Origin of the sequence: Ancylobacter sonchi (assembly GCF_018390695.1) — a bacterium.
In the GTDB taxonomy this organism is placed as follows: domain Bacteria; phylum Pseudomonadota; class Alphaproteobacteria; order Rhizobiales; family Xanthobacteraceae; genus Ancylobacter; species Ancylobacter sonchi.
This window is the reverse complement of sequence record NZ_JAHBGF010000019.1, coordinates 10,062-33,532: the sequence shown is the minus strand read 5'-3', so window position 1 is coordinate 33,532 and position 23,471 is coordinate 10,062. Positions and strand designations below refer to the sequence as shown.

Genomic DNA, 23,471 nt, shown 5'->3' with positions numbered 1-23,471 from the left:
GCCCCCGGCGCCGCGCTACTCTCCGCTCCCGGACAGGGGCTCCCGTAAAACGGGGCCGCAGCGGGAGAGGATGGACGTGCGCCATTTCGAGAGCGACGCGCTGGCCGCGCTGATCGCCGTCGCCGATTTCGGCAGCTTCACCGCCGCTGCCGAGCATCTCGGCAAGACGCAGGCAGCGGTCAGCATGTCGGTCGCGCGGCTGGAGGAGCGGCTCGGCAAGAAGCTGTTCGAGCGTGGCCATCGCCGCGTCACCGCCACCGTCACCGGCGAATGCCTGATCGGCTATGCCCGGCAGATCCAGTCGATCGAGGCCGAGGCGCTCGCCGCCGTCGCCGACCGGGTGACCGAGAGCCGGGTGCGCCTCGGCATGCCCGACGATTTCATGGGCTCGATCGGCGAGGCGCTGCTGCACCGCTTCAGCCCGCAGAACCGCGCCGTCTATATCGACCTTTCCTGCGACTTCTCGCGCAAGCTGCGGCTGATGATGAACAATGGCGAACTCGACGTCGCCATCGTCACCCAGGGGCCGGAGGACCCGCCGGATCAGGTGTTCCGCTATGAGCGGCAGGTCTGGTGCACGGGCCCGAACGGCCATCCCGAGCACGAGGACGTGCTGCGCCTCGCCATGTTCTCCGACGACTGCTCGGCCCGGCCGCGCGTCTTCGCCACGCTGGACCGCGCTGGCCGCCCCTGGCGGCTCGCCCACACCTCCTCGCATGTCAGCGGCATCCATCTCGCCGTCGCCTCCGGCAACATGCTCACCGTGCTGCCGGAATCGGCGGTGCCGGCCGGCTGGCGCTGTCTCGGCGAGGAAGACGGCCTGCCCGCTTTGCCGGCGCTGCCGCTGGTGCTGCTGGTCAGCCGCAGCGAGCGCCTCGCCGCCCGCCGGCTCGCCGCCTTCCTGCGCCGCGAATTCGCCCGGCCCTACGAGCCCGGCGTCGGCGCCGTCAGCTGGATCGAGACGCCGGAGCCGGCGCTCGCCGCCCCTCTTGTCGCCGCCACGAATAAAGCGGGCTTATGAAACCATAAGAACTTGTTGGCCCGCCCCCGCCCCTCGGCAATTGACGCTGCGGGCGCCGCAGGACCACAGTGTCACCAACTCGTCATCGAGAGCGCGCCCAAGCGGTATTCCATGCCGCTGAAGGATGCATCTCTCGCATAGAACGACATGAGGGCAGGAACTCCGAGGATTCATCTGATTTTGACGGGTGAGACATTTGGAGACGACTATGCGCATTGACCGCAGGACTTTCATTGCCGGCGTCGCCGCCGCCTCCACCTTCGCGATTACCGGGCGCGCTTCGGCCGCCACCACGCTGAAGGTGGCGCATTCCTCGCCCGAGGACAGCCTCATCCAGCAGGCTCTCGTGAAGTTCAAGGCCGATGTCGAGAAGTCGACCGGCGGCAGCGTGAAGGTGACAATCTTCGCCAACGGCCTGCTGGGCGACGAGGGCCCGGTCTGCGAGCAGGTCGGCGACGGCTCGATCGACATGGGCCTCGGCGGCGTCATCGACGCCATCGACCCGCGCATGAGCGTGGTGTCGCTGCCCTTCCTGTTCGACAGCTTCGCCAAGGTCCACACCGTCCTCGACGGCCCGGTCGGCAAGGAAATCTACGCCATGGCCCCGCCGAAGGGCTACGAGATCATCGGCGCGCTGGATTCCGGCTTCCGCAGCTTCACCAATTCGAAGCACCCCATCGAGAAGCCGGCGGACATGGCCGGGCTGAAGATGCGCACCCCGCCGATCCCGGTCGCCATCGAGACCATCAAGACGCTGGGCGCGCTGCCGCAGGCCATTCCCTATGGCGAGGTCTACACCTCCCTGCAGAGCGGCGTGGTCGACGGTGCCGAGCCGGAGCTGCGCGATTTCTACGATGCCAAGTGGTACGAGGCGCAGAAGTACCTGTCGCTGTCCAACTACATGTGGATGGCCAACTGGTGGTACGCCAACAAGGCCAAGCTCGACAGCCTGTCCCCCACTGAGCGCAAGGCGGTCACCGACGCCGCCACCGCGACGCAGGGCTGGTACCGCACCGCCATCGCGGACTCCTATGCCGGCGTCATCGCCAAGCTGAAGGAGAAGGGGCTTCAGGTGAACGCCGTCGACACCGCGCCCTTCGCCGCCATGGTCGGCCCGGTCTACGAGACCTTCTCGAAGGAATACGGCGCCGATCTCGTGAAGTCGGTGCGCGACGCGGCGGCCAAGGCGTGAGCGCCCCCGCCGTGCCGGCTCGAACCGGGCTCGCCCGGTTCGGCCGCGCCGTGCATCTCGGCCTGACCTGGGCCGGGATGCTCGCGCTCCTCGTGCTGCTGGTCTCCACCGGCCTCGGCGTGGTCGGCCGCTATTTCCACATCCAGGGCGTCACCTGGTCGTTCGAGATGCTGTCGATCATGTTCCTCTGGATCATCGCGGTCGGCACCGTGCTGGCCGAGGTGGTCGGCGAGAACGTCTCGGTGGACGGCACCAGCAGCGACCGCGGGCCGTTCTTCCGCACCTATCACGCGCTGGTGCTGCTCCTGGTCTCCGCCGCGCTCATCCGCAGCGGCTATGCGATGCTCGGGCGCACCGGCTACATGCCGACGCCGGTCATGCGCATCCCTTCCTGGACCATGCAGGGCATCGTCATCTTCATGGGCGTCGGCCTTGGCGCCATCGCGCTGCTGCGCCTGTTCCGAATCCTGCGCTAGGGCCTTTTCGAGCGACGTGGATTCCGGTTCGCCTGAAGAAAATGTGTAAACTCAGAGATCTGGATCGTTTCCGCGTTTCCATGAAAAGCGGAAGCGATCCAGACGCCGAAAGATCCGCATGACCCTCCTCGTTCTCTTCGGCGTGTTCGCGCTCACGCTGTATTCCGGCGTGCCGGTCGCCTGGTCGATCGCCATGTCGGCGCTGGTCGTCATCACGGTCGGCCTGGTACCGCTGCCGCCGGCCTGGTTCGCCCAGCAGGTGTTCAACGGCGCCAATTCCATCGCTCTGGCCGCTATTCCGCTGTTCCTCGTCGCCGGCGGCATCATGAACGAGGGCGGGCTGACGCGGCGCATCATCAATCTGTGCGACGACGTGTTCGGTCGCATCCGCGGCGGACTCGGCCTCGTCAACGTCGCGACCTGCATGGTCTATGGCGGCATCACCGGCTCGGCCACCGCCGACACCGGCGCCGTCGGCTCGGTGATGATCCCCGCCATGACCGAGCGCGGCTACCCGAAGGACTTCTCCGCCGCGGTGACGGCGGCGGCCGGCACGCTCGGCATCATCATCCCGCCCAGCGTGGTGATGATCATGTACGGCGTCATCACCAACACCTCGATCGGCGGGCTGTTCGCCGCCGGCATCATCCCCGGGCTGATGCTCACCGTCACCTTCATGCTCACCGCCTACTGGGTCGGGGTGCGGGAGAACTTCCCCAAGTCGGAGACCACGCCGACCATCGCCTCCTTCTCCAGGCACCTGTTCCGTGCCCTGCCGGCGGTGCTGATGCCGGTCGGCGTGCTCGGCTCCATGCTCACCGGCATCGTCACCCCGACCGAAGCCGCCTTCGTGGCGGTGGTGTGGGCGCTGGTGGTCGGCGGCCTGCTCTATCGCGAGATCAGCTGGGGCAAATTGTGGAAGGTCGGCGACGAGACGGTGAAGATGACCGGCGCCATCATGATCATCATGGCGGTGTCGGTGCCCTTCTCCTGGATCCTCACCGTCGAGGAGGTGCCGCAATGGACGGCCGGCCTGCTGCACGACCTCGGCGCCGGCTATGTCGTCACCACGCTGCTGATCATCCTGCTGCTCACCTTCGTCGGCACCTGGGCCGATCTCGGCCCGACGCTGATCATCCTTGCTCCCATCGTCCACCCCATCGGCCTCGAAGTCGGCCTGCAGCCCTACCAGCTCGGACTGATCTTCGTGATCTCCGGCGGTATCGGGCTCTTCACCCCGCCGGTGGGCACCAACATCTTCGTGGTCTGCAACATCGCCAAGATCGGGGTGAACCCGGTCACACGGCGGCTGATCCCCTTCTTCATCAGCAGCAACATCTGCCTTCTGGTCGTCGCCTTCGTTCCGGCCACCACCGAATGGCTGCCCAAGCTTCTCGGCTTCTGACAAGCCTCTGATATCACTGGAGTAAATGACATGGACGCACTGACGGTGCCGTTCGGCGTCTCGAGCAGCGCCCGCAAATTGCCGCTGCTCGACGGCAAGGGCTTCACGGTGTCCCGCAGCCACGGCGCGCGGCTCATCGATACGGAGGGCAACAGCTTCGTCGATTACGGCATGGCGATGGGCGCCACCCTGATCGGCCACGGCCATCCCGACGTGATGGAGGCCTGCGTCAAGGCGCTCCACAATGGCCCGATGCCGGGATTCTCCAACGATATCGAGGAGTTGGCTGGCAAGGCGCTGGTTCGCATCGGCGGCGAGCGCGTCACCCGCGCCACCTTTGCCACCACCGGCACCGAGGCGGTCCACCTCGCCTGCCGCATCGCCCGCGCCGCCACTGGAAGGCGGCTGATCGCCAAGGCGGTGGGCGGCTATGACGGCTGGTTCGACCCGATCCGCTTCGGCTTGGTGGAATCCACTGAAGCCGAGCGCACCAATGAGCGCCCGGTCAAGGAAGGCACCACGCTGTTCCGGGTCAACGAAGTCGATGATATCGATCAGCTTTTCGACGAGATGGGCGACGATCTCGCCGCCATCCTCGTCGAGCCGATGCTCGGCAATACCGGCTGCCTCGTCCCCGAGCGCGCCTTCTTCGAGCACCTGAGCAAGCGGGCGCAGGAAAACGGCACGCTGATCATCGCCGACGAGGTGATGGTGGGCCTCAGGCGCGGCGTGAAGCTGGTGTCGGAGGAACTCGGCCTGACCCCGGATCTCGTCACCCTCGGCAAGGCCATCGGCAGCGGCGTGCCGGTCGCCGCCGTGCTCGGCACGCCCAAGGCCTTCGAAGTGGTGGAAAACGGCACGGTTCCTTGCTTCGGCACCTATCACGGCAATCCGCTGGTCGCCTCGGCGGTGCTGGCGACGATGAAACTGCTGGAAGACGAGAGCCACTACACCCGCCTGTTCGACTGGGGCGCGGCGCTGCGGCGCGCGGCAGTCGAGGCCTTCACCGCCGAGGGCATCACCACCATCACCACCGGCTTCGACAGCGTGTTCTCGCTGTGGTTCACCGATCGCATGCCGCGCAACTACGACGAGGCACGCACCAAGGTACGGCCGGAAGCGACCCGGCTGGTGAGCGACACGCTGCGCCGGCACGGCGTGGTCGGCCTGCCCTCCCCCTGGGGGCGCTACTTCATCTCGTTCGCCCATGGCGACAGCGAGATGGAGGTGACCGTGCAGGCCTTCCGCGCCGCCGCCCGCGCGCTCGCCGCCTCGGGCTTCAAGGGATGAGCCCCACCAGCGAGGAGGCGCCGGTCCGCCTGCTGGTGACCGGTGCCAGCCGCGGCATCGGCGCGGCCATCGCGCTCAAGCTCGGGCGCCAGCATGGCGCGCGGCTGCGCATCGCCATCGCCGGCCGCTCCACCGGCGAGGCTCTCGCCGGGGTCGCCGCCGAACTCCGTGGCCTCGGCGCCGAGGTCACCACCCTCGCCGGCGACCTCGCCGACGCCCTGGTGCCAGAGCGGCTGGTCGCCGAAGCCTCGGCGTTCTGCGGCGGGCTCGACGGCGTCGTCGCCAATGCCGGCATAACCGGCCCGGCGCCGCTGGCGACGCTCGACCCCGCCGAGTGGGACCGGCTGTTCGCGGTCAATGCCCGCTCGGTGTGGCTCATGGCCAAGGCGGCTTATCCGCACCTCGCCGCCAGCCGCGGCGCCTTCGTCGCGGTGGCCTCGGCCTCCGGCATGGCGCCGCATCCCGGCATGGGCGCCTATTCGGCGAGCAAGGCGGCGCTGATCATGCTGTGCCGCCAGCTCGGGCAGGAATGGGCGCCAGCCGGGATCCGGGTGAACAGCGTCTCGCCCGGCATGATCCGCACCACGCTCACCGAGGCGATCTACCGCAACCCGGAGGTGGCGGCGGAGCGCAACCGCATCGTGCCGCTTGGGCGCGTCGGCGAGGCGGAGGACGTCGCCGGCACGGTGGCCTTCCTGCTCGGCCCGGATGCGGGCTTCATTGTCGGCCAGAACATCTGCATGGATGGCGGCTACACCGAATCCGCCCTCGGCCGCATTCCCGGCCTGCCGCGTTCGGCCTGAGCCGAATGCCGATCAAGGACCTCGCCGTGCCGCCTTCCCCGACGGGCCGACAGATGCCGGCGCTGCTGCGCATCCTGCCGATCTCCTTCGTCAATTTCTGCACCTATCTCGGCGTCGGCGTGCCGCTGGCGATCCTGCCGGCCTATGTCATGCACCAGCTCGGCTACGGACCGGTGCTGGCCGGGCTGTCGGTCAGCAGCCAGTTCCTCTCCACCGTGGTGACGCGCTCGCTCGCCGGGCGGATGTCGGATGCCATCGGCGCCCGCCGCACCGTGCTCTACGGCCTCGTCTCGGCGCTGCTCGCCGGCCTGCTGCTCACCGGCGTGCCGTTCCTGTCGGCGACACCGCTGCTCGCCTATGTCGCCATCGTGGCGAGCCGGCTGCTGCTCGGCTTCGGCGAGAGCTGCTCCGGCACCGGCACCATCACCTGGAACATCGCCCGCGTCGGCACTGCCCATACCGCGCAGGTGATGTCCTGGGGCGGGGTCGCCGCCTATGGCGCCATCGCGGCCGGCGCGCCGCTCGGCGGGGTAGCCTACGGGGCGGGTGGCCTGTGGGCGGTCGGGCTGCTCTCGACGCTGGCGGCGCTCCTCGGCCTCGCGGTCGCGCTGCTGCACGCGGAGACCCCGGTGATCGCCGGGGTGCGCGAGAAGGCCGGCCGCACGCTGGCGCTGGTGCTGCCCTTCGGCGCGGCGCTGACGCTCGGCGCCATCGGCTTCGGCGCGGTGGCGAGCTTTGGCGGGCTGATGTTCATCGCCGCCGGCTGGGACGGCGCCGCGCTGCTGGTCTCGGTGTTCGGCCTGTGCTTCGCCGGTTCGCGAGTGGTGTTCGGCGGCCAGATCGACCGCATTGGCGGCTTTCGCGTCGCCGCCATCGCCCTCGGGCTGGAGACGCTTGGGCTGGTGCTGATCTGGCTCGCCCCGGCGCCGCTGCCCGCGCTCATCGGCGGCGCGTTGGCCGGCCTCGGCTTCGGCATGGTGTTCCCCTCGCTCGGCGTCGAGCTGATGAAGCGGGTGCCAGCGGCCAGCCGCGGCGGCGCGCTCGGCATCTACACGGTGTTCCTCGACCTCGCGCTCGCCATCACCGGGCCGCTGGCCGGGCTGGCGCTCGCCTGGTTCGACTATCCCGCCATCTTCGCCCTCTGCGCCGTCTGCGCGGCGGCGGGCATCGGCATGGTCGCGCTCTGTCGCACTCCGCGCGAGGCCTAGCGCGACCGATCAGAAGGTCGGCGGCGTGCAGGCGCTTACCACCTCGCACGGCACCGGCCCGATGCAGCGGAAGCGGTGCGGGCGCCGGCTCTCGAAATAATAGGCGTCGCCCGGTCCAAGCACCCGTCGCTCGCCGTCCACCGTCACCTCCAGCCGGCCTGAGAGGATGATGCCGCCCTCCTCGCCGTCATGCACCAGCGGAATGACGCCGGTATCGGCGCCGGGCTGGTAGCACTCCTTCAGGATCTGCAACGCCCGGCCGAAGGCGCTTTCGCCGACCTGGCGAAACGAGATGGCGCCCTTGCCGATCTCGGTCAGCTCGTCCTCGCGGTAGAATGCCTTCTTCGGCAATGTCGGCGTCAGCCCGAAGAAATCCGCCATGCTGATCGGGATGCCGTCGAGGATGCGCTTCAGCGCCCCCACCGACGGGTTGCTGGTGTTGGATTCGATCAGCGAGATGGTCGAATTGGTCACGCCGGCCCGCCGGGCCAGCTCGCGCTGCGACAGCTTGTGCAGCTGACGGACATAGCGGAGCCGCCCTCCGAGATCGTCCTCGACCATGCCGGTGTTTCACCCGTTGCGAATAGCGCAAATCTTTCGACACGATCGATTATATATCAACGGCTTACCTCACGCCAGAAAAGGACTTGTTCCGCGCTGTCCATCGTGGCCAAGGTCGGCCTCCGCAAGAGGAGATCTTCCGTGAACATCCGCGCCAATACCCCGTCCCTCGAAGCCTTCTGGATGCCGTTCACGGCGAACCGCCAGTTCAAGGCCGCGCCGCGCCTGCTCGCGGCCGCCGAGGGCATGTACTACACCAGCGACGACGGGCGCCGGGTGCTCGACGGCACCGCCGGGCTGTGGTGTGTCAATGCCGGTCACGGGCGGCGGCAGATCACCGAGGCGGTCCAGCGCCAGCTTTCCACCCTCGACTTCGCGCCGACCTTCCAGATGGGCCACCCCATCGCCTTCGACTTCGCCGAGCGGCTGGCCGCCATCGCCCCCGGCGGGCTCGACCGGGTGTTCTTCACCAATTCCGGCTCGGAATCGGTCGACACCGCGCTGAAGATCGCCATCGCCTATCAGCGCGCCATCGGCCAGGGCACCCGCACCCGGGTCATCGGCCGCGAGCGCGGCTATCATGGCGTCGGCTTCGGCGGCATCACCGTCGGCGGCCTCGTCAACAACCGCCGCGTCTTCCCGCTGCTGCCCGGCGCCGACCATCTGCGCCACACCCATGATCCGGCGCGCAACGCCTTCACCAAGGGCGGCCTGCCCGCGCATGGCGCCAAGCTTGCCGACGATCTTGAGCGTCTCGTCGCCCTGCACGGCGCCGAGACCATCGCCGCGGTGATCGTCGAGCCGATGGCCGGCTCCACCGGCGTGCTGCTGCCGCCCAAGGGCTATCTGGAGCGCTTGCGCGAGATCGCCACCCGCCACGGCATCCTGTTGATCTTCGACGAGGTCATCACCGGCTTCGGTCGCCTCGGCGCGCCGTTCGCCACCGATTATTTCGGCGTGACGCCCGACCTCGTGACCACCGCCAAGGGCATCACCAACGGCACTATCCCGATGGGGGCGGTGTTCGCCAGCCGCAAGGTGCATGACGGCCTGATGACCGGACCCGAGGCGGCCATCGAGCTGTTCCACGGCTACACCTATTCCGGCCACCCGGTGGCCTGCGCCGCCGGCATCGCCACGCTGGACATCTATGCCGAGGAAGGCCTGCTCACCCGCGCGGCCGAGCTCGCCCCGCACTGGGAAGAGGCGATGCATTCGCTGCGCGGCCTGCCCAACGTCGTCGACATCCGCACCATCGGCCTCGTCGCCGGCATCGAGCTCGCCTCGCGCGAGGGCGCGCCGGGCGCCCGCGCCTATGACATCTTCACCGACTGCTTCGAGAAGGGCCTGCTGATCCGCGTCACCGGCGACATCATCGCGCTGTCGCCGCCGCTGATCGCCGAGACCCAGCACATCGACGACATCGCCTCGATGCTCGGCGACGCGCTCAAGCGCGCCGCGTAAGCACGCGACACGGCCCGCTCCCGCTCATTCGGCGGGGGTGGGCTTGATGTTCGCCGCGACCTGCGCCGCCGCCTGCGGTTTCCTGGCGAAGCGGCGCTGCAGCTTCGCCAGATAGATGTAGACCACCGGCGTCGTGTAGAGCGTCAGCACCTGGCTGAGCGCCAGCCCACCGACCATGGCGTAGCCGAGCGGCTGGCGCAGCTCCGAGCCGGTACCCGTCCCCAGCATCAGCGGCACGCCGGCCAGCAGCGCGGCCATCGTCGTCATCAGGATCGGCCGGAAGCGCAGCCGGCATGCCTCGGCAATCGCGTCCTCCGCCGTCATTCCTCGCTCGCGCTCGCCGGCGATGGCGAAGTCGACCAGCATGATGCCGTTCTTCTTCACGATGCCGATGAGCAGGATGATGCCGATGATGCCGATGACCGACAGGTCGAAGCCACCAGCCCACAGCGCCAGCAGCGCGCCGATGCCCGCCGAGGGCAGCGTCGACAGGATGGTCAGCGGGTGGATGTAGCTCTCATAGAGCACGCCGAGGATGACATAGACCGCGAACAAGGCGGCGGCGATCAGGGCGGGTTCGCTGGCCAAGGCGCTCTGGAACACCTGCGCGCTGCCCTGGAAGCTGCCGGTGATCGTCGAGGGTGCGCCGAGATCGGCCGAGGCGGCATTGATCGCCGCCACCGCCTCGCCGAGCGACACGCCCTGCTTCAGGTTGAACGACAGCGTCACCGCCGGGAACTGCGCCTGGTGCGACACCGACAGCGAGCCCACCGCATTGGCGTCGATCGACACGAAGGTGGAAAGCGGGATCGCCGCGCCGGAGCTCGGCGACTTCACATAGATCTGGTCGAGCGTGCCGATGTGCTTCTGCTGCTCAGGCGTCGCCTCGATGATCACCGAGTAGGAATCCAGCTGGGTGAAGTACTGCGTCGCCTGGCGCTGGCCGAAGGCGTCGTTCAGCGTGGCGTCGATCAGCTCCGGCTGGATGCCGAAGCGGGCGGCGCGGTCGCGGTCGATGCTGATCTTCAGCTGCGGCGCGCTGCCCTGCTGGTCGCTGGTGACGTCGGTGAGCTCGGGCAGCTGGCGCAGCCGGGCCAGCAGCTTCGGCGCCCAGTTGTTCAGCTCGTCGAGATCGACGTCGGTCAGGGTGTACTGGTACAGCGCGCGCGAGATGCGCCCGCCGACGCTGATGTCCTGCGAAGGTTGCAGGAAGACATTGGCGCCGGAGACCTGCATCAGCTTCGGCCGCAGCCGGTCGATCACCTGCCGGGCATTGACGTCGCGCTCCTCGCGCGGCTTGAGCGCGATGAAGAACCGCCCGGTATTGGTGGTGTTGGCGCCGCCGGCGCCGAGCATGGAACCGAAGGCGGCCACCGCCGGATCCTTGGCGATCACCGCGCCCAGCGCGGTCTGCAGCCGCTTCATCTCCTGCGGCGAGACATCCTGCGCCGCTTCCGACAGGCCGGTGATGACGCCGATGTCCTGCGTCGGGAAGAAGCCCTTCGGCACCACGACGAACAGCCAGCCGGTGAGCGCGATGGTGGCGAAGAACACCATCAGCGTCAGGAAGCGGAAACGCAGGGCGACGGCCAGCGTGCGCTCGTAGAAACCGAGGATGCCGTCGAAGCCCGCCTCGACGAAGCGGTAGAGCCGCCCATGCTCGTGCAAGGGCGCCTTGAGGAAGCGCGAGCACAGCATCGGGGTCAGCGTCAGCGACACCAGAGCGGACACCGCGATGGCGGCGGTGACGGTGAGCGCGAACTCGCGGAACAGCCGCCCGACGATGCCGCCCATCAGGAGCAGCGGGATGAACACCGCCACCAGCGAGATCGAGATCGACAGCACGGTGAAGCCGATTTCCCGCGCGCCCTTCATCGCCGCCTGGAAGGCCGGCTCGCCCTCCTCCATGTGGCGGACGATGTTCTCCACCACCACGATGGCGTCGTCGACCACGAAGCCCACCGCGATGGTCAGCGCCATCAGCGACAGGTTGTCGAGGCTGAAGTCCAGCACGTACATTACCGCCGCCGAGCCGGCGAGCGAGATCGGCACCACCACCGCCGGGATCAGCGTCGCCCTTATGTTGCGCAGGAACAGAAGGATCACCAGCACCACCAGTGCGATGGTGATCCCGAGGGTGAACTGCACGTCCTCCACCGAAGCGCGGATGGTGGTGGTGCGGTCGACGATGGTGTCGATGGTGATGCCGGCGGGAATGATGCCGTCGAGCTTGGGCAGCGTCGCCTTGATGGCGTCGACGGTCTCGATGACGTTGGCGCCCGGCTGCTTGAAGATCAGCAGCACCACCGCGCGTTTGTCGGTGCTCCAGGCCGCGACATTGACGTTCTCCGGCCCCTCCACCGCATGGCCGACGTCGCGCACGCGGATCGGCGCGCCGTTGCGATAGGCGAGGATGACGTCGTCATAGTCGGCCGGCTTCACCAGCTGGTCGTTGGCGGCGATGGTGAAGCTGCGCACCGCATTGTTGATCGTGCCCTTCGCCGCCAGAGCGGTGGAATTGGACAGCGTGGCGCGCACATCCTCGAAGGTCAGGCCGCTGGCGGCGAGACGGGCGGGATCGAGCTGCACCCGCACTGCCGGCTTCTGCTCGCCGCCGATGACCACCTGCGCCACCCCCTGCACCTGCGAGAGGCGCTGGGCCAGCACATTGTCGGCGAAATCGTCCACCGCCGTCATCGGCATGGTGTCCGAGCGGGCGGCAAGGATCATGATCGGGCTATCGGCCGGATTGACCTTGCGGTAGCTCGGCGGCGAGGACAGGTCGTCCGGCAATTGCCGCTGCGCCGCGGTGATCGCCGCCTGCACATCCTGCGCCGCCGCGTCGATGTTGCGGGAGAGGTCGAACTGCAGGGTGATCGAGGTCGAGCCCAGCGTCGAGGTCGAGGTCATCTGGTCGAGGCCGGCGATCTGGCCGAAGCGCCGCTCCAGCGGCGCGGCGACCGCCGAGGCCATGGTGTCGGGGCTGGCGCCGGGCAGGCTGGCCGAGACCTGCACGGTCGGGAAGTCGACCTGCGGCAGCGGCGCCACCGGCAGCAGCGGATAGGCGACCACACCGAGCACGGCGAGCGCCGCCATCATCAGCGAGGTGGCGATCGGGCGTTCGATGAAGGGGGCCGAGAGGTTCACGCTGCGGTCCTCACTGGGTGACCTTGCCGCTCTCGCTCTCGGCGAGGTGCTCGGCGGGGGCGCCCTTGCTCTCGATGATGGCGACCTTGGCGTTCGGACGCAGCCGGTACTGGCCGTCGACGATGATGCGGTCGCCATCGGCGAGCCCGCTTGTCACCACGGTGACGCCGCCGGCGACCCGCCCGGTCTCGATCGGCTTCACCGTGGCGGTGTCGCCGGCGCCGAGCACCCAGGCGAACAGCCCGTCCGGGCCGCGCTGCACCGCCGCCACCGGCACGGTGAGCGCGTCCTTCACCGTGTCGACGGCGAGGTTCACATGCACGAAGGCGCCCGGCCACAGCCGCTCGTCCTCATTGGGAAACACCGCCTTGAGCTTGAGCGTCGCGGTGGCGGCATCGATCTGGTTGTCGATCACCGACAGCTTGCCGGTGCCGAGCACGGTGCCGTCGTCACGCGTCGCCACCGCCGTCACCGGGCCGCGCGCGGCGGCCTGCTGCACCGCGTCGAGATCCTTTTCCGGCAGAGAAAAGATGACCGAGATCGGCTTCAGCGTCGTCAGCACCGCGATCGGCGTCGAATCGCTGGAATGCACGATGTTGCCGGCGTCGAGCTGGCGCATGCCCATCCGCCCGTCGACCGGGGCGGTCACGGTGGTGTAGTCGAGATTGGTCTGCGCGGTCTCGATCGCCGCCTGGTCGGCGACGATGGAGGCCTTCAGCCCGTCGACGGTCGCCTGCTGCTGGTCCACCGACTGCCGGCTGGCATAGTCCTTCTGCACCAGCTGCGAATAGCGGGTGAGGTCGGCCTCGGCGCCCTTCAGCTGGGCCTCGTCCTTGGCCTTTGCGGCCTGCGCCTGATCGAGGCTGGCCTCGGCGAGCCGGGGGTCGAGCTTAGCCAGCACGTCGCCGGCCTTCACGTTCTGTCCCTCGGTGAAGTTCACCGATTGCAGCGTGCCGTCGACCCGCGCATGGATGTTCACCGTCTGCGAGGCCTGCACGGTGCCGAGCCCGTTCAGCACCACCGGCACGTCGCGCCGCTCCACCGCGGCGACATGGACATGCACCATCGGCGTCCTCGGCGCGGCCGCTGTCTGGGCCGGTTCGGTCGGCTTCACCCGGCTCTCGCGCCAGGCATAGGCCCCTCCGCCGAGCACCGCCGCCGCGATCAGCAAGGGGACGGCAAGCCGTCCTCTTCGAGGCGGCCTGGTTGCAGTCTCCATCATATCGCTCCGCTGGCGCTCCATTGTCGGCGCCATTGTGCTCCGCAACCACGCGCAGGGGTAATTAAATCTTGTTTAGTTTCAGGACGTTACGTAAGCTACGCCCGTCTCGCGCGACTGCTTGCGCGACCCGCTTCCAAGCCCTTCGGATCGCTCGAAGATCGCTGTGGCACGACTGCCATGGCGGCCCGCGATCATGCAGGCGTGAAAGCGCCGGCCCCGCCGGCGGCCTATGATTTTCACACGCGGCCCCGTCCGGCATCGGCCGACCCCGCGCACTCTCGCCCCGTTCCGGGCACCTGTCCGTCTCGAAAGGTACATCCCATGCGCTACCACACGCTCGGCCCGTCGGGCCTGCTGGTCTCCGAGATCTGCCTCGGCACCATGACCTTCGGCGGCAAGGGCGGCATCTGGACCGCCATCGGCGATCTCGACCAGCAGCTGGCCGACGGCATCGTCGCGCGCGCCCTAGATGCGGGGGTGAACTTCATCGATACCGCCGACGTCTATTCCGAGGGACTGTCGGAGGAGATCACCGGCCGGGCGATGCGCAATTCCGGCCGGCCGCGCAGCGACGTCGTGCTCGCCACCAAGGTGCTCGGGCAGATGGGCGCGGCGGTGAACGACCGCGGCGCCTCGCGCGGCCACATCATGGACGGCGTCAAGGCCAGCCTGAAGCGGCTCGGCACCGACTATATCGACCTCTACCAGATTCACGGCCTCGACCCCGTGACCCCCATCGAGGAGACCATGCGGGCGCTGGAGGACCTCGTGCGCCAGGGCCATGTCCGCTATGTCGGGCTGTCGAACTGGTCGGCCTGGACGATCATGAAGGCGCTCGGCATCGCCGATCGCCACGGCTGGGTCCGGCCGGTGACGCTGCAGGCCTACTACACCATCGCCGGCCGCGACCTCGAGCGCGAGATCGTGCCGCTGCTGGAGGCCGAGAAGCTCGGGCTGATGGTGTGGAGCCCGCTGGCCGGCGGCCTCTTGTCCGGCAAATACGACCGCGACGGCAACGGCCCGCAGGGTTCGCGACGGGTGTCCTTCGACTTCCCGCCGGTGAACCGCAGCCGCGCCTTCGACTGCATCGATACCATGCGGGTCATCGCCGAAGCGCGCGGCGTCTCGGTGGCACGGGTGGCGCTGGCCTATGTGCTGGCCAGGCGCTTCGTGATGTCGATCATCGTCGGCGCCCGCTCGGTCGAGCAGCTCGACGACAACATCGCCGCTACCGAGCTGCGGCTGACGCCGGAGGAGTTGGCGGCGCTCGACGAGGTCAGCGCCTTGCCGGCGGAATATCCCGGCTGGATGATCGAGCGTCAGGACCGCCGCCCCACCATTCCGCGCTGACGCGGGACCCACGAGCAAGAGACGCACCCGATCCGGCCCGGGAAAACCGGATCGGGCGCGCTCCTCGGCTACCCGCCTGCCGGCTCACCACGCCGGCAGGATGGCGCCCTTGAAGCGGGTAAGCAGGAAGTCCTTCACCTCCTGCGACTGATAGGCCTTCACCAGCTTCGCCACCGCCGGCTTGGTCTCGTCGCCGGCGCGCACGGCGATGAAGTTGCCATAGGGATTGTCGGTGCGGCTTTCCTGGATCAGCGCGTCCTTGCGGGGGTCGAGCTTGGCGCCGAGCGCGTAGTTGGTGTTGATCACCGCGCCGTCGAGATCGGCGATCTGCTTGGGCAGCAGCGCCGCGTCGAGCTCGCGCAGCTTCACCTTCTTCGGGTTGCCGGTGACGTCGAGCACGGTCGGCTGCAGCCCCTTGCCCGGCGCCAGCGTGATCAGGCCGTTGGCGGCCAAGAGGTTCAGCGCCCGCCCGCCATTGGACGGGTCGTTGGGAATGCCGATCTGCGCGCCCTCGGGCAGGTTCTTGAAGTCCTTGACCTTCACCGAATAGAAGCCGATCGGCTCGACGATGGTGAAGCCGGCCGGCACGATCTTGTAGCCGCGCGCGGCGATCTGCGCGTCGAGATAGGGCTTGTGCTGGAAGGCGTTGGCGTCGAGGTCGCCGCGCGACAGCGCCTCGTTGGGCAGGGTGTAGTCGGAGAAGGTGACGACCTCGATGTCGAGCCCGTCCCTCGCCGCCACCTTCTTCGCCACTTCGGCGATCTCCTCCTCGTCGCCGCCGATGACGCCGAGCTTGACCTTGTCGGCGGCATGAGCGGGCAGGATGGCGAAGGCGGCCAGCGTCGCACCGAGGCCAAGGCCGAGCCAGCGGCGGGAAAGGGCGGTCATGACAGTCACTCCTGGATCGCGGGAGGCGCGCTCGGCGCCGGTCGCCCCAGCAAGGCGGCACGGACGAAAATAGTCTATTGAATTTATGGAATACTAGCCATGCATATTTGTTATGCGACTTGCGCACAGATTGTGCAGAAGCCGCCAAACCATCGGCAAACCCAGTAATCTATTAGTTTGATTGACTTCTTGCATCAGCGTGCTAAATAAGCCGCCATCCGATGGCGAACCCATCGGGTCGCGGGATTTGACACCCGGCAGATTGCACCGCGTCACCAATGCTAAAGCGCCACGGAGCGACTTCGTGGTCGGGCAACCAGCTTGAGGAGCTAGCCATGACCGTATGTTGTCGACGTCCCAAACGGGCCTGAGGCCCCCTTCTCCGCCCTTTGCCGAGACTGCAGGATCGCCCGCCGCGCGGGGATCCGACCATTGGGATATCCATCATGAGCTCCGTAACCCTGTCGGGCGCCACCGAGGCGCCGCTGAATCTTTCCGAACCCACCCTTGACGAGATCCTCGCCGATCCGCTCGTCGGCCTGATCCTGCGGCGCGACGGGCTCACCCCCGGCCTGGTGCGCGTGAAGCTTGACCGCGAGCGCCGGCGGCTCGCCCGCTCCGCGCCGGCGCTGTCCCGCGCCGCCTGAGCCGCCCGCACGACCGAGATGATGCTCCAGAACGCCTCCGCCTCGACCTTGCCGCCCGCCCTGTTCCGCGACCTCGCCGACGCCATGCCCATGGCGACCGGCGAGGCTTTTCGCACGGCAGGCGCTCCCGGAAAGGCTCCCGGCAACGGGCAGGGCCGCGACGACACGGCCGGCGGCGCGTCCATCGTGCTGCGCAACGTCTCGAAGACCTTCCCCGCCCGCGGCGCCGATGCGGCGGTGACGGCGCTGGAGGACATCTCGCTCGAGATCCCGCGCGGCGAGATCTACGGCATCATCGGCCGTTCCGGCGCCGGCAAATCGACATTGATCCGCACCATCAACGGACTGGAGCGCCCCACCGGCGGCGAGGTGATCGTCGACGGCGTCATCGTCAATCGGCTCGACGAGGCGGCCTTGCGCGCCGAGCGACGGAAGATCGGCATGATCTTCCAGCACTTCAACCTGCTCTCCTCGCGCAGTGCCTTCGACAATGTGGCACTGCCGCTGGAGCTGTCCGGCCTGTCCCGCGCGGCGATCCGCACCCGCGTGGAGCGGCTGCTCGACCTTGTCGGCCTCGCCGACAAGCGGGACCGCTACCCGGTCGAACTGTCCGGCGGGCAGAAGCAGCGCGTCGGCATCGCTCGCGCCCTCGCCACCGATCCCAAGGTGCTGTTGTCCGACGAGGCGACCAGCGCGCTCGATCCGGAGACCACGCGCTCCATCCTCGCTTTGCTGGCGCGGGTGAATGCCGAGCTCGGCGTCACCATCGTGCTGATCACCCACGAAATGGCGGTGATCAAGGAGATCTGCCACCGCGTCGGCGTCATCGAGGCCGGGCGGATCATCGAGGAAGGCCCGGTCGCCGAGGTGTTCGCACATCCGCGCACCGCCACCGCCCGCTCCTTCATCGGCAGCCTGCCCGGCCGCGAGATTCCCGCCACACTCGCCGGGCGCCTGCGCGACGACCCGGCCGGCGCGCGCCAGAGCGTGTTGCGCCTCACCCTCACCGGCGAGGCGGCCAGCCAGCCGCTCGTCACCCGCCTCGCCCGCGAGCTTGGCATCGACATCGCCCTGCTCGGCGGCCAGATCGACAGCATCGGCGCCCTCCCCTTCGCGCTGCTCTATGTCGGCGTCCCGACTCAGGCCTGGGCGAGCGGTGCCGTCGGCGCGGCGCTCGATGCCGCCGGCGCCCGCACGGAGGTGATCGGCCATGTTCTCTGACCTCATCTCGCCGGCCATCGTAAACCTCATAGTCAGCTCGACGCTCGAGACCCTCTACATGGTCGCCATCGCGGCGCTGATCGGCACGCTCGCCGGCCTGCCGCTCGGCATCTTCCTCGCGACCAGCGGCAAGGGCGAGCTGTTCGAGGCCGTCACCGTCAACCGCGTGCTCGGCCTGGTGGTGAACGCCACCCGCTCGACGCCGTTCATCATCCTCGTCATCGCCATCATCCCGTTCACCCGGTTGGTCGCCGGCACCTCGATCGGCACCACCGCCGCCATCGTGCCGCTCTCCATCGCCGCCGCGCCCTTCATCGCCCGCATCGTCGAGGCGGCGGTGCGCGAGGTCGACCAGGGCCTCGTCGAAGCCTCGCTCGCCATGGGTGCGACGCCGCTGCAGATCGTGCGCAAGGTGCTGATCCCGGAGGCGCTGCCCGGCCTGGTGCTCGGCGTCACCCTCTCGGTGGTCAGCCTGCTGTCCAACTCCGCCATGGTCGGCGCGGTGGGCGGAGGTGGCCTCGGCGATCTCGGCATCCGCTACGGCTACCAGCGCTTCATGCCGGAGGTGATGCTGATCGTCGTCGTCGTGCTCATCGTGCTGGTGCAGTCGGTGCAGTCGCTCGGCGAGACGCTGGCGAAGAAGGTGAACCGCCGGCTGCGCCGCCACTGAACTGACGTCCGAATCCGGAGAATGCCCATGACTACCCGCACCGCCCTCGCGGCACTCGCCATCCTCCTCGCCGGCGCGGCTGGCAGCACCGCCGCCCGCGCCGAGACCATCCGCGTCGCCGCCACCCCCGGTCCGCACGCGCAGATTCTGGAAGCCGCCAAGCCGGTCGCCGCCGCCAAAGGGCTCGACATCAAGATCGTCGAGTTCTCCGACTACGTGATCCCGAACCAGGCCCTCGACGCCGGCGAGATCGAGGCCAACTCCTTCCAGCACCAGCCTTATCTCGACGCCCAGAAGGCCGATCGCGGCTACGCGATCGAATCGGTGGCCACCACGGTGAACTTCCCGATGGGTATCTACTCGTCGAAGTGGAAGAGCTGGGCCGAGGTGCCGGACGGCGCCACCGTCGCCATCCAGAACGACCCGACCAATGGTGGGCGCACCCTGCTGCTGCTGCAGGAGAAGGGCATCATCAAGCTGCGCGACGGCGTCGGCTTCAAGCCGACCATCCTCGACATCGTCGACAATCCGAAGAAGCTGCGCATCATCGAGCTGGAGGCGGCGCAGACCCCGCGCGCGCTCGCCGATGTCGATGCCGCCGGTATCAACACCAACTACGCCGTCTCCGCCGGCCTCGATCCGGTGAAGGACCCGATCCTGCGTGAGGACGCCTCCGGCCCCTATGTCAATGTCATCGCCGTGCGTAGTGCCGACAAGGACAAGCCCTGGGTGAAGACGCTGGTGGAAGCCTATCGCTCGCCGGAGGTGAAGGCCTTCATCGATAAGCAGTTCAAGGGCTCGGTGCTGACCTCCTGGTGAGGCCGGCGCGGCCCCCGCGAAGCGGCAGCGCCACTGGCGCCGGCGCCCGTTGGGGGGCATGTTGGCGCCATGCACAGCCGCACGATTCGCCATCGGACCGGACCGCAGCCGACAGGCAGCGTAGCTGCCTGCGCCGTTGCGTCATGGCCCGGCAGCCCTAAATCGGGCGCCGCATGAACTTCCGCTTCCTGCATTCCAGCGACCTGCATCTCGGCAAGCGCTTCGGCAACATCGCCGACGTGGACCTAAGAGGCCGCCTGCGCGACGCCCGCCACGCGGTGCTCGGGCGCCTCGCCGCCGCCGCCCGCGCGCAGGGCGCCGGCACCATCCTGCTGGCCGGCGACACCTTCGACACCGAGACCCCCTCGCCTGGCGTGCGCCGGCAGGCGCTGGCGGAGATGGGTCATCATGCCCCGCTCGTCTGGGTGATCCTGCCCGGCAACCACGATTCGCTGCAGGCGAGCCAGCTGTGGAACGCCCTGCGCGCCGAGGCGCCGCCTAATGTCGTGCTCGCCGTCGAGCCGGCGCCGCTGGAGCTGGCGCCCAGTGTCGTGCTGCTGCCGGCGCCCTGCACCACCCGCCGCCCCGGCCGCGACCTCACCGAATGGATGGACGCCGCCGCCACCCCGGAGGGTGCGCTGCGGCTCGGCCTCGCCCATGGCGCCATACGCGACTTCTCCGAGGAAGGCGTCGGCCTCGACGTGCTGGCGCCTGATCGCGCGGCGCGCGCCGGCCTCGCCTATCTCGCGCTGGGCGACTGGCACGGTGCGGTGGAGGTCGATTCCCGCACCCGCTACAGCGGCACGCCGGAGCCCGACCGCTTCAAGCATGACCGCCCCGGCACGGCGCTGCTGGTGAGCCTCGACGCCCCCGCCGCGCCGCCGAACGTAATGCCGGTCGAGACCGCCAGCTTCGCCTGGCGCGAGCTGCCGCTGTATCTGCTGTCGGGCGACGACGGCGCCGCCGGGCTCGCCGGCCTGTTGCCGCCCGGCCCGGCGCGACGGCAGACGCTGGCAAGGGTCCTCGCCTCCGGCCGCACCAGCCTTGTCGTACGCACCGCGCTCGCCGCCGCCCTCGACCATGCCGCACCGGAATTTGCCCTGCTGGAACTCGACGACAGCGGGCTCGCCACCGATGTCGAAGCCGGCGACCTCGACCTCATCGACCGTGCCGGTGCGCTGCGCGAGGCCGCCGAGGCGCTCTCCGCCGAGAGCCTCGACGAGACCCGCTCCGCCACCGAGCGCGCCATTGCCCGCGCCGCGCTCGCCCGTCTTTTCTCGCTTAGCCAGCAGGCCGGCACATGAAGATCGCGGCACTGCGCCTTCACAACGTCAAGCGCTTCGCCCGCCAGGGCGTCGCCATCGAGGGCATAGGCGACGGCGTCAACGTGCTGTGCGCCGCTAACGAGTTCGGCAAGTCGACCAGCTTCGAGGCGCTGCACGCGCTGTTCTTCCAGCCGCACACCGGGCTGCCCAAGGACGTGAAGCGCCTCCAGCCCTATAGCGGCGGCAACCCGCTGGTGGAGGCCGACATCACGGTGCCGGAGGGCCGCTTCCGTCTCACCAAGCAGTTCATTGGTGGAAAACGAGCCAGCGTGGTCGACCTTTCGACCGGGCGCCTCGTCGCGCAGGCGGACGAGGCCGAGCGCTTCATCGCCGGGCTCATTCGCGGCGGCACCGCCGGCCCGGCCGGGCTGCTCTGGGTACGGCAGGGCAATACCGGCCTTGAGAAGCGCAAGGAGGACGAGGACGAGCGGCAGGTCCGCGAGAGCCTGCTCACCTCGGTGCAGGGCGAGGTCGAGGCGATCACCGGCGGCCGGCGCATGTCGGAGATCCTCGCCTCCTGCGAGGAGGAGCTCGGCCTGCTCGTCACGCCGACCCTGAAGCCCAAGAGCACCGGCCCCTATTTCAAGGCGATCGGCAACCGCGACGCCCTCGCCACCAAGGAACGGCTTCTCGCCGGCGAGGTCGAGGCGCTGCGCCACGCGCTGGACGAGCGCGCCAAAGCCCTCCGGCGCCTCGCCGAGCTCGGCCAAGCCGAGGAAAAGGCCGCCCGCCGTGCCGCGGTCGAGACGGCGAGCGCCGCCTTCGAGGCCGCCAAGGCGCATGCCGAGAAGCTGAAGGCCGCGACGGCGGAAGCCGCGCTCGCCGGCAATCGCCGCGACGCCGCCGAGCGCGAGCTCGCCGGCTTCCGCGACACGCGAAACCGCGCCACCATCTTACGCACGGAGCTCGCGGGCACTGAGACCCGCCGCGCCGAGGCGCTGGCCCGCCGCCGCGCCGCCGCCACCACCATCGACGCCGCCACGGCCGAGGTGCATGCCGCCGAGACCGAGGAACAAGCAGCGCGCGACCTGCTCGCCCGTCTCGACGCTGCCCTCAAGGCCCGGCAGGCGATGCAGGAACACGATGCCCTTCGCCAGCGCCTGCAACAGGCCGAGGCCCTGCGCGCCCGGCTGGAGCAGGCAGATGCCGCGCATGCGCTGCTCGTGCTTCCCGCTGAGGCCATCGAGCAGTTGCAGCGCGTCGAGATCGAGATCGCCCGGCTGCGCGCCGCCGAGGAGGCCGGCCTGCCCTCGCTGCGCTTCGCCTATGAGGGTGGCGCCGCCCCGGTCCTGCTCGACGGCGAGCCGCTGGCCTCAGATACGGATCACGCCATTCGCGACACGGCGCGGCTCGTCCTTCCCGGCCTCGGCACCCTCACCGTTCGCTCCAACCGGCCGGCCGGCGCCGACAATGCCCGCCGGACCGCCGAGCGCGGCCGCGCCGACCTGCTTCAGTCCCTCGGCGTCGCCGACCTCACCGCCGCCCGCCGCCGGCAGGGGGAAGCGCAGGAGAAGGCGGCCGAGCGCGACGGCCTGCGCCTTGAGCTGCGCCACCTCGCTCCCGACGGCCTGCCCAGACTGCGCGAGGAGGTCGCCCGCCGCGCCGCCGTACTGCCGGAGGCGCTGGAGCTGAAGGCCGACCCGGAACAGGCGCGCGCGGCCCTCGCCCGCGCCGACCAGCGCGTGAAGCTCGCCCGCAACGCCGTCCGCGAGGTCCAGCCCTTGCAGGGCCGCGCCGACGAAGCGCGGGTGGAGGCCGAGGCCGCCCATGCCGCGCTGGCCGGCGAGCTCGCCCGCCTCGACGCTCTGCTCGGCCCGGACGCCGAACGCCCCGAGCGGGAGCGTGGCCTCGTCGTCGCAGCAGCCGAGCATCGCGCCGCCTTCGAGGCTGTCGCGGCGAGGGCGGATGAACTGCGCGCGGCCGCCCCCGACCTCGCCTCCGCCGAAGCCGTCCTGCGCCGGGCGTGCTCGGTCGAGGACGCCGCCGCGCAGGAAGAAAGCCGGCTCAACATCGCGCTTGCCGACCTCAATGGCCAGATTCGCACCCGTTCCGACGATGCGGTGGAGGAGGCGTGGGGCGAGACCCGCGATGCGCTCCAGGCGGCCGAGGCACGCGTCGCCGCCTTCGAGACCGAGGTGGCGGTGCTCGATCGGCTGCGCGGTGCGCTCAATGCCTCCCGCTCGGCAGCGCGCGACCTCTATCTCCAGCCGGTGCTGGCTGAGCTCAAGCCGCTGCTCGGCCTGCTGTTCGACGACATCTCGATCGTTTTCGACGAGAAGACCCTGCTGCCGCAGGCGGTGCGCCGCAACGGCCAGGACGAGGAGGTGGACCGGCTATCGGGCGGCATGCGCGAGCAGCTCTCGGTGCTCACCCGCCTCGCCTTCGCCCGGCTGCTGGCGCGCGACGGACGGCCGGCGCCGGTGATCCTTGACGACGCGCTGGTCTATTCCGACGACGACCGCATCGAGAAGATGTTCAACGCATTGCACCGGCAGGCGCTGGAGCAGCAGATCATCGTGTTCTCCTGCCGCCAGCGCGCCTTCTCCCGGCTCGGCGGCAATGTGCTGCACATGCAGCCCTGGCAGCCCGACCTCGGCTGAAGCCGCCTCCCGGCGCGATTCCGCCGGAGCGCGAGCCTGCCCACCGACGAAGCCGATCCTGACAAAGCCGGGACTCGGCGAGAAGCCGGCTATCGTATCATCGACCGGAACCACGACATCTGCCGTATTGACGGCCAGCCTGATGATGGCCCCGCCGTGAAT

General features: G+C 69.1%; 19 protein-coding genes. 15 read left to right on the top strand and 4 right to left on the bottom strand.

Features of this window, described 5'->3' with window-relative positions; all coding sequences use genetic code 11:
* The first annotated feature begins 76 nt into the window (after window positions 1-76).
* From KHC28_RS10145 to KHC28_RS10115, 7 genes are all read left to right on the top strand, one after another.
* Window positions 77-1,021: a LysR family transcriptional regulator gene (locus tag KHC28_RS10145; protein ID WP_312893155.1), complete on the top strand. Its 945-nt coding sequence runs from the start codon at window positions 77-79 to the stop codon at window positions 1,019-1,021.
* Window positions 1,022-1,229: 208 nt separating this feature from the next.
* Window positions 1,230-2,213, top strand: coding sequence for a TRAP transporter substrate-binding protein (locus KHC28_RS10140; protein ID WP_214008234.1), 984 nt, complete (start codon window positions 1,230-1,232; stop codon window positions 2,211-2,213).
* Window positions 2,210-2,689 carry a TRAP transporter small permease gene (locus tag KHC28_RS10135; RefSeq protein WP_312893154.1) on the top strand — a complete coding sequence of 160 codons (480 nt, stop codon included), beginning with the start codon at window positions 2,210-2,212 and terminating at the stop codon, window positions 2,687-2,689. Before KHC28_RS10140 ends, KHC28_RS10135 begins: the two co-directional genes overlap by 4 nt.
* Before the next feature lie 118 nt (window positions 2,690-2,807).
* Window positions 2,808-4,094, top strand: coding sequence for a TRAP transporter large permease (locus KHC28_RS10130; RefSeq protein ID WP_214008233.1), 1,287 nt, complete (start codon window positions 2,808-2,810; stop codon window positions 4,092-4,094).
* Between the two features lie 30 nt (window positions 4,095-4,124).
* Window positions 4,125-5,384, top strand: a complete 1,260-nt coding sequence (locus KHC28_RS10125; protein WP_214008232.1) for an aminotransferase class III-fold pyridoxal phosphate-dependent enzyme — start codon at window positions 4,125-4,127, stop codon at window positions 5,382-5,384.
* Entirely contained in the window at window positions 5,381-6,187 is an 807-nt protein-coding gene (locus KHC28_RS10120; protein WP_214008231.1) for an SDR family NAD(P)-dependent oxidoreductase, read from the top strand. The genes KHC28_RS10125 and KHC28_RS10120 overlap by 4 nt, the downstream gene beginning before the upstream one ends.
* Window positions 6,188-6,192: 5 nt before the next feature.
* Complete coding sequence (locus KHC28_RS10115; RefSeq protein WP_214008230.1) at window positions 6,193-7,395, top strand: MFS transporter; 1,203 nt, start codon at window positions 6,193-6,195, stop codon at window positions 7,393-7,395.
* 9 nt (window positions 7,396-7,404) lie between these two features.
* Here KHC28_RS10115 and KHC28_RS10110 read toward each other — a convergent pair whose 3' ends face one another.
* Window positions 7,405-7,956: a cupin domain-containing protein gene (locus tag KHC28_RS10110; RefSeq protein ID WP_214008229.1), complete on the bottom strand. Its 552-nt coding sequence runs from the start codon at window positions 7,954-7,956 to the stop codon at window positions 7,405-7,407.
* 183 nt (window positions 7,957-8,139) lie between these two features.
* Here KHC28_RS10110 and aptA point away from each other — a divergent pair, with 183 nt between their 5' ends.
* Complete coding sequence (aptA, locus tag KHC28_RS10105; RefSeq protein ID WP_214008330.1) at window positions 8,140-9,420, top strand: omega-aminotransferase AptA; 1,281 nt, start codon at window positions 8,140-8,142, stop codon at window positions 9,418-9,420.
* Between the two features lie 24 nt (window positions 9,421-9,444).
* Here aptA and KHC28_RS10100 read toward each other — a convergent pair whose 3' ends face one another.
* Together KHC28_RS10100 and KHC28_RS10095 are read right to left on the bottom strand one after the other, a co-directional pair.
* Window positions 9,445-12,567, bottom strand: coding sequence for a multidrug efflux RND transporter permease subunit (locus KHC28_RS10100; RefSeq protein WP_214008228.1), 3,123 nt, complete (start codon window positions 12,565-12,567; stop codon window positions 9,445-9,447).
* A 10-nt stretch (window positions 12,568-12,577) separates the two neighbouring features.
* Window positions 12,578-13,738 (bottom strand): efflux RND transporter periplasmic adaptor subunit, encoded by a 1,161-nt coding sequence (locus KHC28_RS10095; protein ID WP_214008227.1) that lies wholly within the window; start codon window positions 13,736-13,738, stop codon window positions 12,578-12,580.
* A gap of 372 nt (window positions 13,739-14,110) precedes the next feature.
* Between KHC28_RS10095 and KHC28_RS10090 the strand changes: the two genes are divergently transcribed.
* Window positions 14,111-15,139, top strand: a complete 1,029-nt coding sequence (locus KHC28_RS10090; RefSeq protein WP_214008226.1) for an aldo/keto reductase — start codon at window positions 14,111-14,113, stop codon at window positions 15,137-15,139.
* A gap of 84 nt (window positions 15,140-15,223) precedes the next feature.
* On the opposite strand, the gene KHC28_RS10085 is transcribed toward KHC28_RS10090, so the two are convergent.
* Window positions 15,224-16,027: a MetQ/NlpA family ABC transporter substrate-binding protein gene (locus KHC28_RS10085; protein ID WP_214008225.1), complete on the bottom strand. Its 804-nt coding sequence runs from the start codon at window positions 16,025-16,027 to the stop codon at window positions 15,224-15,226.
* A gap of 446 nt (window positions 16,028-16,473) precedes the next feature.
* Between KHC28_RS10085 and KHC28_RS10080 the strand changes: the two genes are divergently transcribed.
* The 6 genes from KHC28_RS10080 (at window position 16,474) to KHC28_RS10055 (ending at window position 23,309) form a co-directional block, all read left to right on the top strand.
* Window positions 16,474-16,674, top strand: a complete 201-nt coding sequence (locus KHC28_RS10080) for a hypothetical protein (protein WP_214008224.1) — start codon at window positions 16,474-16,476, stop codon at window positions 16,672-16,674.
* Window positions 16,675-16,692: 18 nt separating this feature from the next.
* Window positions 16,693-17,895 (top strand): methionine ABC transporter ATP-binding protein, encoded by a 1,203-nt coding sequence (locus KHC28_RS10075; RefSeq protein ID WP_376772656.1) that lies wholly within the window; start codon window positions 16,693-16,695, stop codon window positions 17,893-17,895.
* 4 nt (window positions 17,896-17,899) lie between these two features.
* Window positions 17,900-18,565, top strand: a complete 666-nt coding sequence (locus KHC28_RS10070; protein WP_214008328.1) for a methionine ABC transporter permease — start codon at window positions 17,900-17,902, stop codon at window positions 18,563-18,565.
* Window positions 18,566-18,592: 27 nt separating this feature from the next.
* A complete protein-coding gene (locus KHC28_RS10065) occupies window positions 18,593-19,384 on the top strand; it encodes a MetQ/NlpA family ABC transporter substrate-binding protein (RefSeq protein ID WP_214008223.1) in 792 nt (263 codons plus the stop codon).
* Window positions 19,385-19,557: 173 nt separating this feature from the next.
* Window positions 19,558-20,688: a metallophosphoesterase family protein gene (locus tag KHC28_RS10060; protein WP_214008222.1), complete on the top strand. Its 1,131-nt coding sequence runs from the start codon at window positions 19,558-19,560 to the stop codon at window positions 20,686-20,688.
* A complete protein-coding gene (locus KHC28_RS10055) occupies window positions 20,685-23,309 on the top strand; it encodes an AAA family ATPase (RefSeq protein ID WP_214008221.1) in 2,625 nt (874 codons plus the stop codon). Before KHC28_RS10060 ends, KHC28_RS10055 begins: the two co-directional genes overlap by 4 nt.
* Window positions 23,310-23,471: the final 162 nt, after the last annotated feature.